Annotated in this window: 15 protein-coding genes; 5 read left to right on the forward strand and 10 right to left on the reverse strand. The window is 62.6% G+C overall.

What is annotated here, in order from left to right; genetic code table 11:
• Window position 1: 1 nt before the first annotated feature.
• From C7T36_RS27525 to C7T36_RS27535, 3 genes are all read right to left on the reverse strand, one after another.
• A complete protein-coding gene (locus C7T36_RS27525) occupies window positions 2-841 on the reverse strand; it encodes an aldo/keto reductase (RefSeq protein ID WP_045069096.1) in 840 nt (279 codons plus the stop codon).
• 132 nt (window positions 842-973) lie between these two features.
• Complete coding sequence (locus C7T36_RS27530; protein ID WP_045069099.1) at window positions 974-2,605, reverse strand: ABC-F family ATP-binding cassette domain-containing protein; 1,632 nt, start codon at window positions 2,603-2,605, stop codon at window positions 974-976.
• A gap of 31 nt (window positions 2,606-2,636) precedes the next feature.
• On the reverse strand, window positions 2,637-3,233 hold the full coding sequence (locus tag C7T36_RS27535) for a class I SAM-dependent methyltransferase (protein WP_045069101.1): 597 nt from the start codon (window positions 3,231-3,233) through the stop codon (window positions 2,637-2,639).
• A gap of 118 nt (window positions 3,234-3,351) precedes the next feature.
• Between C7T36_RS27535 and C7T36_RS27540 the strand changes: the two genes are divergently transcribed.
• Window positions 3,352-4,200, forward strand: coding sequence for an aldo/keto reductase (locus tag C7T36_RS27540; protein WP_033234139.1), 849 nt, complete (start codon window positions 3,352-3,354; stop codon window positions 4,198-4,200).
• A gap of 69 nt (window positions 4,201-4,269) precedes the next feature.
• Here C7T36_RS27540 and C7T36_RS27545 read toward each other — a convergent pair whose 3' ends face one another.
• Window positions 4,270-5,421: an NADH:flavin oxidoreductase gene (locus tag C7T36_RS27545; RefSeq protein ID WP_045069104.1), complete on the reverse strand. Its 1,152-nt coding sequence runs from the start codon at window positions 5,419-5,421 to the stop codon at window positions 4,270-4,272.
• A 106-nt stretch (window positions 5,422-5,527) separates the two neighbouring features.
• Between C7T36_RS27545 and C7T36_RS27550 the strand changes: the two genes are divergently transcribed.
• Together C7T36_RS27550 and C7T36_RS27555 are read left to right on the forward strand one after the other, a co-directional pair.
• Window positions 5,528-5,992: a MarR family winged helix-turn-helix transcriptional regulator gene (locus C7T36_RS27550; protein WP_033234140.1), complete on the forward strand. Its 465-nt coding sequence runs from the start codon at window positions 5,528-5,530 to the stop codon at window positions 5,990-5,992.
• Between the two features lie 20 nt (window positions 5,993-6,012).
• On the forward strand, window positions 6,013-6,402 hold the full coding sequence (locus tag C7T36_RS27555) for a DUF5313 family protein (RefSeq protein WP_371851324.1): 390 nt from the start codon (window positions 6,013-6,015) through the stop codon (window positions 6,400-6,402).
• A gap of 17 nt (window positions 6,403-6,419) precedes the next feature.
• Here C7T36_RS27555 and C7T36_RS27560 read toward each other — a convergent pair whose 3' ends face one another.
• The 6 genes from C7T36_RS27560 to C7T36_RS27585 form a co-directional block, all read right to left on the reverse strand.
• Window positions 6,420-7,214: an MHYT domain-containing protein gene (locus C7T36_RS27560; RefSeq protein WP_033234141.1), complete on the reverse strand. Its 795-nt coding sequence runs from the start codon at window positions 7,212-7,214 to the stop codon at window positions 6,420-6,422.
• 33 nt (window positions 7,215-7,247) lie between these two features.
• Window positions 7,248-7,835, reverse strand: coding sequence for an ATP/GTP-binding protein (locus C7T36_RS27565; protein WP_033234142.1), 588 nt, complete (start codon window positions 7,833-7,835; stop codon window positions 7,248-7,250).
• Window positions 7,816-8,187 (reverse strand): DUF742 domain-containing protein, encoded by a 372-nt coding sequence (locus C7T36_RS27570; protein ID WP_033234143.1) that lies wholly within the window; start codon window positions 8,185-8,187, stop codon window positions 7,816-7,818. Before C7T36_RS27570 ends, C7T36_RS27565 begins: the two co-directional genes overlap by 20 nt.
• A 5-nt stretch (window positions 8,188-8,192) precedes the next feature.
• Entirely contained in the window at window positions 8,193-8,609 is a 417-nt protein-coding gene (locus C7T36_RS27575) for a roadblock/LC7 domain-containing protein (RefSeq protein ID WP_033234144.1), read from the reverse strand.
• Window positions 8,606-11,443, reverse strand: a complete 2,838-nt coding sequence (locus tag C7T36_RS27580) for an ATP-binding protein (protein WP_045069108.1) — start codon at window positions 11,441-11,443, stop codon at window positions 8,606-8,608. Before C7T36_RS27580 ends, C7T36_RS27575 begins: the two co-directional genes overlap by 4 nt.
• A 222-nt stretch (window positions 11,444-11,665) precedes the next feature.
• The gene (locus C7T36_RS27585; protein WP_045069796.1) at window positions 11,666-12,772 is read right to left on the reverse strand and encodes an NAD(P)-binding domain-containing protein; all 1,107 of its coding nucleotides are present in this window, start codon (window positions 12,770-12,772) and stop codon (window positions 11,666-11,668) included.
• Window positions 12,773-12,887: 115 nt separating this feature from the next.
• Between C7T36_RS27585 and C7T36_RS27590 the strand changes: the two genes are divergently transcribed.
• Window positions 12,888-13,619: an enoyl-CoA hydratase gene (locus tag C7T36_RS27590; protein ID WP_045069110.1), complete on the forward strand. Its 732-nt coding sequence runs from the start codon at window positions 12,888-12,890 to the stop codon at window positions 13,617-13,619.
• Window positions 13,620-13,662: 43 nt separating this feature from the next.
• Window positions 13,663-14,778, forward strand: coding sequence for an MBL fold metallo-hydrolase (locus tag C7T36_RS27595; RefSeq protein ID WP_045069113.1), 1,116 nt, complete (start codon window positions 13,663-13,665; stop codon window positions 14,776-14,778).
• Window positions 14,779-14,841: the final 63 nt, after the last annotated feature.

Here is a 14,841-nt window from a genome sequence, read left to right on the forward strand (position 1 = left end):
CTCAGTTCAATTCGAGCGGATCTGGACCGACACGAGTGTTTGTGTTCAGCGCGTCGATTGCTGCCGACTGATCGGCGCTCAGAGCAAAGTCGAAGATATCGGCGTTGTCGCGCATGCGCTGCGGTGTCACTGTCTTCGACAGTACGGTGTGACCCTGTTCGATGTGCCAGCGCAAAATGACCTGCGCCGGCGATTTGTCCAGTGCCGCAGCGATGTCGACGATCGTCGGATCATCGAGGATGGTGCCCTGGCCGAGCGGGCTCCACGCCTCGATCTCGATACCGCGGTCTTGTGCGTATTTCCTCGATGCGTGCTGTGCCAGCCTGGGGTGCAGCTCGATCTGGTTGACGGCGGGTGTGATCGAACTGTGCTCTGCCAGTAGATCGAGGTGCTCGGGGAGGAAGTTGGAGACGCCGATTGCTCGGGTACGTCCGGAGGCGAGGATCTCCTCGAACGCCGCCCAGGTCTGCGCGATCAGGCCTTTGCCCGGCGCCGGCCAGTGGATCAGGTACAGGTCGACGTAGTCCAGGCCGAGCTTGCTCAAACTGGTGTCGAACGCTGCCAATGTGCGGTCGCGGCCCTGATCGTCGTTCCACAATTTGGTGGTGACAAACAGTTCGTGTCGGGGGATGTCCGAGGCCGCGATTGCGCGGCCGACGCCGGCTTCGTTTCCGTAGATCGACGCGGTGTCGATGTGGCGATATCCCAGGTCGAGGGCGGTAGCGGTGACATCCTCGGTCTGCTCGTCCGGAACTTGGAACACGCCGTATCCGAGTTGCGGAATGGTGATCGGTTCGCCGGTGGTTCCGTGGGTCAGTGTGCGGTCGGGTATCGACAACATCGTGGGTGCCTTTCGAGACTCGAGGTGCAGCGACGGCCTTCTAGGCCGCAGCGACCTATGCCGCGCATGCAACTATTGCGTGCGCCGGATAAATAGTTGCACACGCATGTTGTCTGCGCAAGCGCGGGACTGCTACTCCTCGAAAAGTTGCCCGTCGTCCATACGCCACTTCCGGGTGCTGCGAGTGGAACTGAGCATCCGGCGATCGTGAGTGACAAGAAGCAACGTGCCCTCGAAGGATTCCATTGCCTGCTCGAGCTGCTCGATCGCCGGCAGGTCGAGGTGGTTGGTGGGCTCGTCGAGCACGAGCAGGTTGACCCCGCGGGCCTGGAGCAAAGCCAGTGCCGCCCTGGTTCTTTCGCCGGGGGAGAGGGACGCTGCCGACCGCAGCACGTGATGCCCGCGTAGACCGAATTTGGCGAGGAGAGTACGGACGTCGGCGTCGGGCCACTCCGGAACCTGGGCACCGAAAGCCTCGACCACCGGCTGATCACCCTCGAACAGCCCTCTGGCCTGATCGATTTCGCCGATAGCGACACCGGATCCGAGGGAAGCGATTCCCTCGTCCGGAGTGAGTTTGCCGAGCAGGACATTCAATAGGGTGGTCTTACCGGCGCCGTTGGCGCCGGTGATGAGAATGCGGTCACCCCAATCGATTTGCGTCGTGACGGGTCCGAAGGTGAACTGGCCGCGGGTTACCTTGGCGCCGTTGGTGGTTGCGACCACAGATCCGGATCGGGGAGCGGCCGCGATTTCCATGCGCAACTCCCATTCCTTGCGAGGCTCCTCCACCACGTCGAGGCGCTCGATGCGGCGCTGAGTCTGACGGGCTTTGGCCGCTTGCTTTTCCGTCGACTCGGTACGCAATCCGCGGCCGATCTTGTCGTTGTCCTTGGCCTTACGGCGCGCATTGCGTACGCCGTGTTCCATCCAGTTGCGCTGCATCTGGGCGCGATCTTCGAGTTCGGACCTGGTGCCCGCATATTCTTCGAACGCCTCGCGGGCGTGCTGGCGAGCAATCTCACGCTCAGCAAGGTACGACTCGTACCCGCCGTCGTAGACGGCGATATTCTGTTGTGCCAGATCAAGTTCCACGATTCCGGTGACGGTGCGCGAAAGGAACTCGCGGTCGTGGCTCACCACAACAAGGGCCGCTCGCGTTTCTGCGACAAAGCGTTCGAGTTGCTCGAGGCCACGCAGATCGAGATCGTTGGTGGGCTCGTCGAGCAGCAGGATGTCGTAGCGAGAAAGCAGCAGCGACGCGAGGCCGGCGCGAGCCGCCTGACCACCGGACAGTGCCGTCATGTGTGCATCGAGGGGAACTCCGAGGCCCAGTTCGTCGACAACTTTCTCCGCGCGTTCCACCAGGTCTGCGCCGCCGAGTGTGAGCCAGCGCTCGAGCGCCGGCGAGTACAGGTCTTCCGCGGAATCCGCGAGGGTTTCCGCAGCGGCATTCATGACGTCTTCGGCGTGCGTGACTCCGGTGCGTCGGCCCAAGAATTCGAGAACGGTCTCACCTGCGATGCGGTCGGGTTCCTGCGCCAGGTAGCCAACAGCGGCGTCGGGTGGGCTGAGGGTGATCGACCCCTCCACAACAGCGGTTCCGGTTCCGGCCAGCGCTGTCAGGAGCGTCGACTTGCCCGCGCCGTTGGCGCCGACAAGTCCGATGACGTCGCCGGGGGCGACGGTGAGATCGAGATCGGAGAACAGGGTGCGTTCTCCCCGGGAAGCTGAGAGTCCGCTGATGCGCAGTGTTGCAGTCACAGGTGAAGTATCCCCTGTGCTGCGCACAGCGTCAGCGTCGCACCAGGTGATACCAGCACGGATGGGCCGCACGGGCAGGCAACGGCGCATCGGCCATATCGGCCGGATCACTCGACACCATGGTCCAGCCGTCGAAAGCTCGGGCGACGTCGTCCTTCGACACGCCATGCGGCATCGGCCATCGATGGCCTGGACTGAAGGCGAACATGATCAACGACGCTTCCGGTGCCGTGACGGCATTGACGGACTCCGCGTATTCACCGCGCTCGTGATCGTTCAGGCCGTGGAAGCATCCGATGTCCAGGACCAGCATGTGACCCGGGTCGACTGCGATGTGCAGATCGGTTGCGTCCTCATGCAGGAACCGAATGTTCGAGTGGGCCTCGCGGGCCCGGATCCGTGCTTTGTCCAGAGCTTCCTGCTCGTTGTCGACTCCGGTGACCTGCCAGCCACGCTTTGCCATGTCGATGGAGTGCTTTCCGGTTCCGCATCCGATGTCGAGGGCGCGCCCGTTGTCGGGGACGGGGATAAAGTCGAGTAGAGTGGACAGTTGGGTGTCAAAACCTCGCCGGGTGTGCTCCCACGGAGTCACTCCCACTTTGTAGGCGAGATGGTAGGGAAGATTCATCGCCGTCCCTTTCCCTCGAGGAGATTTCAAGGCGTGTCTTCCAAGGTAGACGGGGTTTTCGGGCAGGACAAGGGGGCACGCGCGGGAACACTCCACCGGTTTGCCGCGTTGACTGGGTATGACCGAACCACAAGACGTGACCACTGTTCCGAGCATTGTGTTGGCCGACGGCAAGGCCATGCCCGCTTTGGGATTCGGTGTCTTCCAAGTGCCGGACGACCAAACTCGAGACGCCGTATCAACCGCCTTGCAGGCTGGTTATCGAAGTATCGACACCGCCAAGATCTACGGAAACGAGGCCGGTGTCGGGCAGGCGATTGCCGAGTCCGGTATCAACCGCGAAGACCTCTACATCACTACCAAACTGTGGAATGACGATCAGGGATACGAGTCGACGCTGGCGGCATTCGACGCGAGCCTCGAGCGACTCGGCCTCGATTACCTCGACCTCTACCTGATCCACTGGCCGGTGCCGTCGCAGGACCTTTACGTCGACACGTTCAAGGCATTCCAGAAGCTCAAGGCCGATGGTCGGGTGCGGTCGATCGGTGTTTCGAACTTCACCGTCGACAACCTCGAACGGGTGATCGGGGAGACGGGTGAGGTGCCGGTCCTCAACCAGATCGAATTACACCCCAAGTTCAACCAGTCCGAACTTCGCGCCTTCCATACCGGCAAGGGAATTGCCACCGAGGCGTGGAGTCCGCTGGGGCAAGGCACTCTGCTCACGGATCCCGTTATCACCGCGATCGCCGACGCCCATGGCGTGACCGCCGCTCAGGTTGTCATTCGTTGGCATCTGCAGATCGGCAACGTCGTGATCCCCAAGTCGGTGACACCGTCGCGTATCAAGGAGAACTTCGACGTCTTCGGATTTGCATTGACGCCGGACGAGATCAATGCCATTGGATCACTTGATGATCCGGCCGGTCGAATCGGTCCGAACCCGGCGGTGTTCGGGAGCTAGATCAACGAATACCTGCAATAAGGCAACGGCACTCCCACTATCGAGTGGGAGTGCCGTTGCCGTGTCGGATCAGTTCAGATGTGTGCGGTGCTCTGCGGTGAAAGCGATGTGTTCTTCGGTGCGTCCGGTGCGGAGTTTCTCCACCCACTCGGGGTCGGCGAGAAGTGCGCGCCCGATGGCGACCATGTCGAATTCGCCGTCCTCGTACTGAGCTTCGAGACGCTCCAGTCCGGTGACATCGGATGCCGCGTCGGCGGTGAAGGCCGTGGTGAACACAGAATCGAGCCCGATGGATCCGACTGTGATGGTCGGCAGGCCGGTCAGCTTCTTCGTCCAGCCGGCGAGTCCAAGTTTGCTGTCGTCACCGCCCAGTTCGGCGAACGCCGGCTCCCAGTGTCGCCTCGTCGACGGGTGCAACACATCGACTCCCGCATCGACCAGCGGAGCGAGGATGCGCCCCAGTTCCGCCGGACTCTGGGCGATCCGAGCGTCGTACTGACCGGACTTCCACTGCGAGAAACGGTAGACGATCGCGAACTCGTTTCCGACAGCCTCTCGGATGGCAGCGACAACCTCAGCCGGGAAGCGAGTTCTGGCTTCGAGCGATCCGCCATATGTATCTGTGCGGACATTTGTTCCAGCCCAAAGGAATTCGTCCAGTAGGTAGCCGTGCGCGCCGTGTAGTTCCAGGCCGTCGAATCCGGTGCTCTGTGCGTTGAGGGCGGCATCTACCCAGGCCTGCTTCAGTGTTTCGAGATCAGACGTGGTGAATTCTCGTCCCAAGCGCGTGCCGTCGAGCGCCAAACCGGACGGGCTGACGGTCTCGGCCTCGGGATTGAGGCGGGAGTTCTCGCCGCGCTCGACACCCAGATGCCAGAGTTGCGGAATGATGGATCCGCCCTCGGCGTGGACGGCGTCGACAACCGAGCGCCAGCCGTCCAGGCTCGAGTCGCCGTAGATGCGCGGAACTCGGGTATGCGGGCCGGCGGCGGGGTCTGGGATGTACGTGCCTTCGGTGATGATCAGGCCGACACCACCGGCTGCCCGACGACGGTAATACTCGGCTACGTCGGCTCCGGGAATTCCGTCGGGCGAGAACGCGCGGGTCATCGGGGCCATGGCAAAGCGGTTACGCAACGAGAGTGATTTCACCTCGAAGGGCTGGAAGAGGCCGCGCAACGCGGAGGCCTCGGGGGCGTTCGAAGTGGGGGAAAGAGTCACAGGTCTGTTCAACGTGGCGGCCTCGACGACTATTCCGGGTTATGGCAGTCGATATTAGTTAGTGCAGTATTAGTTATCGCACTAACTAATCTGTTACGGTGTACTCATGACCACGCAGGAGTCGCTCACCGATCCGCTGGCACTCGACCGCCAGGTGTGTTTTGCGCTCGCCGTTGCGAACCGGGCCGTGCTGTCCGTATACCGTCCGTTGCTCGAGCCGATGGGCCTCACGCATCCCCAGTATCTCGTGATGCTGGCGTTGTGGGGGAAGGCCCCGATGGCGGTCAAGGAAATCGGGCAAGCATTGCAACTCGATTCGCCGACGCTGTCACCGCTGCTCAAGCGTCTCGAGGCGTCCGGGCTGATCACGCGAACGCGGAGCCGGGCTGACGAGCGCCAACTCGACGTCGATCTCACCGAAGCTGGTGCAGCTTTGCGGAGCGAGGCGGAGAAGATTCCGCCGGCAGTGGTGGAGAAGCTTGGTGTGGGACTAGCTGAACTCGAAGAACTTCACACGGTGCTCACGCGTGTCAATGAAGCCGCGTTGCGTGCTGGAGCACTAGACCAATGAAAGGCAAGGATATGTCTACCGTGCCCGCAGGAAAACAGCGCACGTCACCGAATCCTCTTCAGTGGCTTGGCTATTCGTTCGGTCGCAAGTTGCCGGATTCCATGCAGGAATGGGTGCGCAACGATCTGATCGGCGATTGGGCGGTGCCACGTCACCTCGTCCGCAGCATGGTGCCGTTCCTGCCGGTTTTTGCGGTTTTCATGCTGTTCCCGGGTCCGTGGGCGCTGCGAGCGTCCATGGTGCTTCTCGGAGTATTGCTGGCGTTGTTCTATTCCGTTTCCTACATGGCGCAGAACAGGTCTCGTCGACTCGAACGCCACGGCCTGCCCGCGGATCTGGAAAACCCGAAAAAGGTCACTCGTCACGACGCCGAGAAGGCCGCATACGACAAGCTGTACGGCCACAGTTAGTCGGGGCCGTACGAACTTCAGTCCCTAGTTGCGAATTCGCGTGCCTCGAATGCCAGATCGTCTGCAGCGGAATCCATGCGGGCGATCTCGCGATCAGGCACCGTCAGGACGGCGACGATCGGCACTGCCATCGCAAGAAGTCCGATGACAAAGACGGGGAAGAGGAACGCGAACACCTCGAGCCCGACGGGTGCGGGGGCGGACGTGTCGTGGACAACCTGCACCGCTGCCATACCGGTGTAGTGCATGCCGACCACGGCGACACCCATGATCACACCGGCGATCAATCGCATGACGGTGGATTCCATCACCATCGTGAACCACAACGCGGCGGTGCCGGCCACAACGGCGATCACCAGTGACAGTGCGACGAAGTACATGTTGTAGTTGATCTCACCCTGAAATCGCAAGGCCCGCATACCCGTGTAGTGCATGATGTTGACCGCGATGCCGACGAGGAAGCCGGCGGCCAGGAGCCGAGACCAGCGGAATTCTGTGCCGACGATCAACAAGCCGACAAATACTGCGGTCACGGACATCAGCGCCGAAATGATCGTCCAGGTCAGACTGTAGCGAATGGGACTGCCGGGCACGGCAAACCCGAGCATTGCGATGAAGTGCATCAACCAGATACCGACACCGCCGATGGACAGTGCGCCCATGAACAACCAGCGCAAGCGAGCTGCCGGGTGGGTGGCCGCCGCGCCGTGTCGGGTGCATGCCAATCCGATGACCGATCCCGAGACTGCAACGGCGAACGCCAGTCCGAGCAGCCAGATTCCCATCGAGAAATGGTGCATTTCATCCGACATGCCAGTTCCTTAGGTTTGTTGTTGTCAGAGGTGTCAGTACAGTGCTGCGGCCGCGATACGTTCGAGCGCGTACTCGGTGATCGTGATCAAGGCCTGCTTCGCAGATTCCCGGTTACGCGCGTCGATTTCGATCATCGGGACGCGGTTGGGCAGCGCGAGAGCCTGACGAAGATCACTCGCGGCGTGGATCGGAGCTCCGTCAAAACGGTTGACTGCCACGATGAACGGCAATCCGCGTGCTTCGAAGAAGTCGACAGCGGCAAAGCTGTCTTCGAGGCGACGTGTGTCGACGAGGATGACCGCTCCGATGGCGCCGGTGATGAGGTCGTCCCACATGAACCAGAACCGTCGTTGACCCGGTGTGCCGAACAGGTACAGGACCAAATCGTCGGCCAGCGTAATGCGGCCGAAATCCATTGCAACTGTTGTGGTGTCTTTGTTCGGTGTCGCGCCGAGGTGGTCGATGCCGTCACTGGCGTCTGTCACCAATGCTTCGGTGCGCAGCGGCACGATCTCGGAGACCGTCCCGACAAGGGTGGTCTTTCCGACACCGAAGCCGCCGGCGATCACGATTTTCGTCGAGGTGACGCGAGATGATGCGTCAGAGTGCCCGAAGTCCACTGAGGGTCCTTTCGATCAATTCGCGGCGCTCGACCGCAGTCGCATCGCTTCGCAGAGTGGCTTGTACTTCCAATGCCCCGGCGACGATCAGATCCGCCACCAGGACTCGGGCCACCCCGATCGGAACACCAAGGTGTGCACCGATTTCCGCGATGGAGATCCGCTGCTCGCAGAGGGAGACGATCGAGGTGCGAATGTCTTCAGGTGCAAGGCGCCCAGCGACGGCATCCTCCATCGTCGCGACAATCGCTTCGATGGGGAGGTCGATGGACGGCTGAGTCCGACCTTCGGTGAGCGCGTATGGACGAACCAGACTCGGTTCGGGGTCAACGCGTTCGGGGTGATTGGACATGAGTATCAAGAATCCCGACCCGAACGAGCGGCAATGTCCATCGTCGGGCCGACTCGGTCGACCAGAGTTGCCATTTCGTACCCGATCTGACCGATATCGCATCCCGCAACGGCCAGCGCGGCCAGGTAGGCGCCGCTGCCGACGCCCATCAGCAGTAGATAACCGTTCTCCATCTCGACAACTGATTGCAGTACCGCTCCGCCGTCGAACAACCGTGACGCACCGGCGGAGAGGCTGGCGAGTCCCGAAGTCACAGCGGCCAATTGGTCAGCTCGATCGAGCGGAAGGTGGGTGCTCGCAGCACTCAACAGTCCGTCGGCCGAGACGATGATCGCGTGGCTCACTCCCGGTACGTCGCGGGCGAAACCCGAAACCAACCAGTCGAGTGAGCGAGGAGTCTCTTGGGCTCCGGCTGAATTCACTGTTCTCCTTCATCGTTGCGCACATTCGCACCACTGGGCGTGGTCGACCCGACAGTATTCTCGGTGCTACGACGCCGTCCGCGACTGACGCCGGACTGGTAGTCGCTCCACCCGCGTCTGACGTTCTCCGGATCCGTGCTCTGGCGGTGAGTGCCCGAGCGCAATGGTGCATTGGTGCCGCCGACAGTGCCGGGAACCAACCTCGCACCACGATCACGGATGGGTAGACCGGAGTCGGCGATTCTGGTGACAGGCAATTCGAACGACGCCCGGGCCGCAAGCCACCCCTGGTCGGCTTCTGTTGTCCAGGCGACTTCACCTGTGGCAGAAGCTGTCCCCGCTGTCGGGTCGACCAGCCACTCGGACACCATGCGGGCGTAGATCGGTGATGCTGCCGGGGGAGCGGAGACGGGCGCATCGGAAGGTTCCGTTGCGCGTGCGCCCGTACGTGGTGGGAAACCGTCGCGCGCACGAGAGGAGAAGAACGCCGCGGTGTTGGTCGGGGCGGTGGAGTTGAGTCGGTGCCTCGGTGCCGGTTCGGTGATTGGCTCCGGGGCAACAGTTTCCGCCGGAGCGACGAAATGCTCGGCAGGTGATGCACTCGGTTCGGGCGTCGGCGCCGCCGTGACGGGATCGCCGATTCCGGCTGCCCCGCTGGCACCTGGTGTGCGACGCGGCAGCCCGATCGACTCGACAGGGGCGCTGGCGCCGAGTTGCGCGGTCACAGTTGTGGGAGCGCCGCCGACGGGCGTCGGCAGGACGGCCCTTACGGTGTTACCAGGCTGACGCTGCGGAAGTCCCGCAGCGGACGTGGTGGGTGCTTGCGCGCCCATCGAATATGTCTCGGCCACTGTGGGTTCGGGAGCGCGCACGGGCTGAGCCGATAGCGGCGGAGTCTGGACGGGGGCAGCATTCCTGGCCGGAGCACCCTGGTGGGCCGGACTAGTGAACGGTGCAGTCACTGTGTCAGACGGATGCGCTTCGAGCAGTGCCGCTGGCAGGAGGATCGAGGCGGTGATGCCGGCGCGGTCGGGTGCATTGCCGGTGGGCCGCAGTCGAACGGAAATGTTGTGTCGCATACTGATCCGGCTGATGACGAACAGTCCCATGTGCCGGGCAGTGTCCGGCGTCATCTCGCCGCCCGACGCCAGGCGCCCGTTGGCGTCGACAAGATCCGCGGTGGACATTCCCAGTCCCAGGTCGGCGACCTCCACGAGCATGGAACCGTCGTTGGTGCGGGCCGCGTTGATGGTCACGGTCGACTCGGGCGGTGAGTATCGCAGCGCGTTGTCGAGGAGTTCGGCGACAATGTGTACGACGTCTGCGCTGGCTTGCCCGCTGATGACGGCGGACGGAATCTGACCGAGCCCGACGCGAAGGTAGTCCTCGACTCCGGAGACGGAGCCGCGCAGAGCGTCGGCAAGCTGGATCGGCGCGGTTCGACCGCGTCGACTTTCGGTGCCGGACAGGATGAGAAGGTTCTCGCCGTTGCGTCGCATTCGGGCCGCGATGTGGTCGAGGCGGAATAGGTTTTCGAGGCGCTTCGGGTCGTCTTCGTCCTGCTCGAGTTGCTCGATCAGGCCGAGTTGCTGTTCGACGAGGGACTTGTTGCGCCGTGACAGCGTTTCGAACATGTCGTTGACCTGGCGTCGCAGGGTTGCCTGTTCGCCTGCCAGGCTGATGGCCTGCCCGTGCATGTCGTCGACTGCGCGGGCAAGCTGTCCGATTTCCTCGTGAGTGTGGACGGGTACACGGGGGATTTCGAGGTCGCTGATCTTTTCGCCGGAGCGGATTCGTTCGATGGCCTCGGGCAGTCCGCGTCGTGATGCTTGCAGTGCCGCGAACCGGAGACGTCGGATGGGATCGACCAACGAGCGACTGATGATCAACGCGACCACGAGTGCGGCGAGGACAGCGGCGAGAACCAGGGCAGTGTCGCGCAGCGCTGCAGTTCGGGCAGTGTTGGATTCGGCGGTCACGCTGGTGCCGAACTGTTCGACGGCTGCGTCGGTGACCTCGTCGTACTGGTCGCTACTGGTTTGCAGTCCGATATCGACCTGACTGCTGAGCGGGGACGACGACGAGGTGGCGCCGATTTCGGCGATGCGGCTCTGTGCGGACGAACGCAGCGCGTTGACGGCCACTGCGGTCGGTGAGCTGTCCGATTCGTCTGGTGGTAGCACCTTGTCGAGTGCCGCTAGCTCCACGCCGGCGGTGGTGGCAAGCGCGGTGCGTGTTTGTTGATCGAGGCGGCCGGAGCCGAACAGAACGCGCTGATCGGACAATGCCCGACGTGCTTCCCACAGGGACGAGAACTCGCCGCCGCGCTGACGCAGAATGGGGCGCTGGGATGTATTGATGACGTCGGTGAATGCGCTCGAGATGTTGCTGGACACTTCATTGACGAGTGTGACGAGCCGTGCCGGTGCAACTGCGCCCGCTGCCACTTCGTCGACGATGGATGTGCTGTCCTCCAAAGCTCGGGTGACTTTGTCGTTGAGCACGTCGTCGGCCTGGAACGAGCGGCCGGCGGTGACAAGTTCCTGCATCGAATCGTTCACTGCCGTTGTGGCAGTCGTTGTTTCAGTGCCGGAAGAGGATGCGACTGCGAGGTCGTACAGAGCTTCCTCGAGGTGGAGGGCTGCGGGTACTGCGAGCACTCGTTCGGATGAGGAACTGAGCCTGGAGGCCTCGGCCAGTTCGGCCTGGATCCGGAAGGCGCCGAGTACGACGGCGATGAGCATCGGAACGGCAAGGACCGCGACGACCTTCCAACCGAGGCGCCACTCGCCGATCGACCACCAGGAGGTTGCTGTGTGTGCATCGTGTTTCATGCGGACCGCTTCCCCTTCATATTTGCCCCCTCGCCCAGTCCCCCGGATGGGTCACTGCGCGCACTCCTTCGAGCGCACGCAATCGAAGAAAGGTTAGCTGAACGGTAACAGACCGATCCGTGACAGGCTAGGCGTATGCCGGATTCCGGACCTTGGGCCGAAAATGTCCTGTCTGATCAGCTAAAGGACGAATCGGGCAAACGTAGCCAAATGGAAGCTGGATCAGCGAAGTTCGAGAAAGGACGTCAACTCGGCTGCAGCTGCCTGGCCGGCGCGGTTCGCGCCGATCGTCGACGAGGAGGGCCCGTAGCCAACCAGATGCACACGAGGATCGGAAGCCACCTGAGTTGCGAGGCGACCGCTCATCTCGATTCCGCCGCCGGTCCCACGCAGTCGAAGCGGCGCCAGGTGGTCGAGCGAACTCCGAAACCCAGTGCACCACAAGATGACATCGGCATACACGGTTGTGCCGTCGGCCCATCGCACCCCGTCCGGAAGGATCTCCGAGAACATCGGTCGTCGCGTCATCACACCACGTTCGCGTGCCGCACGAATGGCAGGCGTCACCGGAAGGCCGGTGACCGACACGACCGACCCTGGCGGCAAACCGCGTCGTACTCGGTCCTCGACCATGGCGACGGCATCCCGACCGATCTCCGGGGAAAACGGTTCGTCGCGGAACTCCGGTTCGCGACGCGTCACCCACGTGGTGGTCGTTACCTGTGAAATCTCGTCGAGCAATTGCACCGCGGAGATGCCACCACCGACAACAACAACATGTTTGCCCGCGAACTCGTTGGCCGAGTAGTAGTCCTTGGTGTGTAATTGGCGCCCACGGAACGACGCGGCACCACGGTAGTAAGGAATGAACGGGCGCTCCCAGGTTCCGGTCGCATTGATCAGCCCGCGGGCCGCGTAGACGCCGTGGTCGGTCTCGATCCGTAGACGTTCCTGCCTCGGACACACCACTCGCGTATGGACGGGTCGGTGGACGGGCAGTTCGAATTGCTTCTCGTACAACTCGAAGTAATGGGGTACCGCAACCGACGCCGGTACCTGCTCGGCGTCGGTTCCCGTTGTTTCCGCGAACGACATACCCGGGAGATCGTGAACTCCGTTGACGGTGCTCAAGGTCAGGCTCGGCCACCGAAACTGCCAGGCACCGCCGGGACCGGCTGCGTGATCGAGCACGACAAATCCCGATTCGGGTAGAACAGAGAACTTGCGGAGGTAGTACGCCGCGGACAATCCGGCCTGGCCGGCGCCGATCACCACGATGTCGACATCGACGCTCTCGCTGCGTCCCTCGTCACTATCGTTCGTACTCATCGGTAATCTAACCTCCTGATGCGCAGAACTCTGCGGTGAGAGAACTACGTGGTCGGCAAACTGCATTCGGATCAACCCTTGCGCACGAGCCTTCCAGAAAAGAAAGTGAGCGGACATGATCGGGACTTCCCGTGACGGCAATGTCGTGACCATCGAATTGCAGCGTCACGAGCGTCGCAACGCGCTCAGTGCGGAACTCTGCATCGCGATCAAGGACGCAGTGAATGCCGCCGTCGCCGATCGCGCTCACGTCATCGTGATCACCGGACAGGGGTCCGCATTCTGCGCCGGTGCCGACCTGTCCGGTGACGTGTACATGGAAGGCTTCACCGACCGACTTTTCGAGATGCTCCGCTCGATCGACACGGCGCCGATCCCGGTGATCGCCGCGGTCAACGGTCCGGCGATCGGTGCAGGCACGCAGCTGGCCATTGCCTCCGACCTGCGCGTTGTCGCCCCAGCCGCGCGGTTCGGCATTCCAGCGGCGACGCTGGGTGTGTCTGTCGACAAATGGACGATGCGACGGTTGGCGTCACTCGTCGGCGGTGGCCCCGCTCGCACCGTTCTCCTCGGCATCGAGCAGATCGGCGCCGAAGAAGCATTCAACCGCGGACTTGCCAACAAGATCGGCACCCTCGACGACGCCCAGGAATGGGCGCACCGCATCGCCAACCTCGCACCACTGTCCTTGCGTCATATGAAGATGGTCCTCAACGACGACGGAACGATGGAAGAACAGTCGCCCGAGCAACTCGACGCACTGCACGCCGCGTGGCTCAGTGACGACGTGCAGGAAGCCCGCGCCGCCCGCATCGAAAACCGCCCACCGGTCTTCAAGGGCAAATAGTCGCGTCCCGCTCCGAAGGCAAATAGTCGCTAGTCTGGGCCCAATGAAGACGACGACGCTTCTCGGTGCTGCCGCGATCACCGCGGCAGCAGGATGGATAGCCCGCGCCGCATGGGGAATCCCGACGCAGATCGGGGCGTCGCGCAATGCGGTGCAACCCTATGCGGCGATGTCACCTCGATATCGGAATCGTCAGTTCCACAATTCGGACCCCAGCAGCGTGCTCGTGCCGGGCACCGATGCCGGGATGGCAAAGTCGTTGCTCACCCGCGGTTCGACGGGTCGGCCTCGCGCGCCCATCCCGTTGGCGACGCCGCTCGCACCGGCTCAAGCCGGGGGAGCAGCTGTCACCTGGTACGGGCATTCGAGTGTCCTCGTCGAGGTCGATGGCTACCGGGTGCTAGCCGATCCCGTGTGGAGTGAGCGTGTATCACCTTCTGTCACAGTCGGTCCCGCGCGTATGCATGCCGCTCCGGTGGCGTTGGCGGACCTCCCGAGCGTGGATGCGATTGTCATCTCCCACGATCATTACGACCACCTCGACATGGAGACGGTCAAGACTTTGACCCGCACCCAGACGGCGCCCTTTGTGGTGCCGATCGGGATCGGCGCGCATCTGCGGCATTGGAAGGTGCCGGAGAACCGCATCGTCGAATTGGACTGGGACGAGTCGACGACTATCGGTGACCTGGTGCTTACCTGCACCGAAGCTCGACACTTTTCCGGGCGAGGTCTTGTCCGCAACGCGACCCAGTGGGCATCGTGGGTGTTTGCCGGGCCGAAGCATCGGGTGTTCTTCGGAGGGGACAGCGGATACACACCGCGGTTCGTGGAACTCGGCACCACGTACGGGCCTTTCGACCTGACCCTCCTTCCTGTCGGCGCGTACGACGTGCGGTGGCCGGATATCCACATGAACCCGGAAGAAGCGGTTCAGACCCACGCGGATCTCAACTGCGGCGACCCCACGCGCGGGGTGTTTGTTCCGATTCACTGGGCTACGTTCAATCTGGCGTTCCACTCGTGGTCCGAGCCGATCATCCGGTTGACCGAAGCTGCCGCCGATGTCGGCACGACGGTGGCGGTGCCGATGCCGGGTGGACGGATCGATGCGCTGTCCGCGCAACCGCCGACAAAATGGTGGATTCCCCTGGGGTAACCGATCGACTCGAGGCGGCGATCGGAGTCGGACCCGGTTTTGTCTCGGCGAGTGCGTAATCTT

It is taken from the genome of Rhodococcus sp. AD45-ID, from assembly GCF_003023755.1.
GTDB classification, from domain to species: domain Bacteria; phylum Actinomycetota; class Actinomycetes; order Mycobacteriales; family Mycobacteriaceae; genus Rhodococcus_F; species Rhodococcus_F globerula.

What these genes read in the sequence shown, in the direction of transcription:
- C7T36_RS27570 (WP_033234143.1), bottom strand. Translation starts at nt 8,187, where the DNA reads ATGTCCAATCACCCCGAACGCGTTGACCCCGAACCGAGTCTGGTTCGT.
- C7T36_RS27525 (WP_045069096.1), bottom strand. Translation starts at nt 841, where the DNA reads ATGTTGTCGATACCCGACCGCACACTGACCCACGGAACCACCGGCGAA.
- C7T36_RS27540 (WP_033234139.1), top strand. Translation starts at nt 3,352, where the DNA reads ATGACCGAACCACAAGACGTGACCACTGTTCCGAGCATTGTGTTGGCC.
- C7T36_RS27560 (WP_033234141.1), bottom strand. Translation starts at nt 7,214, where the DNA reads ATGTCGGATGAAATGCACCATTTCTCGATGGGAATCTGGCTGCTCGGA.
- C7T36_RS27595 (WP_045069113.1), top strand. Translation starts at nt 13,663, where the DNA reads ATGAAGACGACGACGCTTCTCGGTGCTGCCGCGATCACCGCGGCAGCA.
- C7T36_RS27550 (WP_033234140.1), top strand. Translation starts at nt 5,528, where the DNA reads ATGACCACGCAGGAGTCGCTCACCGATCCGCTGGCACTCGACCGCCAG.
- C7T36_RS27585 (WP_045069796.1), bottom strand. Translation starts at nt 12,772, where the DNA reads ATGAGTACGAACGATAGTGACGAGGGACGCAGCGAGAGCGTCGATGTC.
- C7T36_RS27580 (WP_045069108.1), bottom strand. Translation starts at nt 11,443, where the DNA reads ATGAAACACGATGCACACACAGCAACCTCCTGGTGGTCGATCGGCGAG.
- C7T36_RS27535 (WP_045069101.1), bottom strand. Translation starts at nt 3,233, where the DNA reads ATGAATCTTCCCTACCATCTCGCCTACAAAGTGGGAGTGACTCCGTGG.
- C7T36_RS27590 (WP_045069110.1), top strand. Translation starts at nt 12,888, where the DNA reads ATGATCGGGACTTCCCGTGACGGCAATGTCGTGACCATCGAATTGCAG.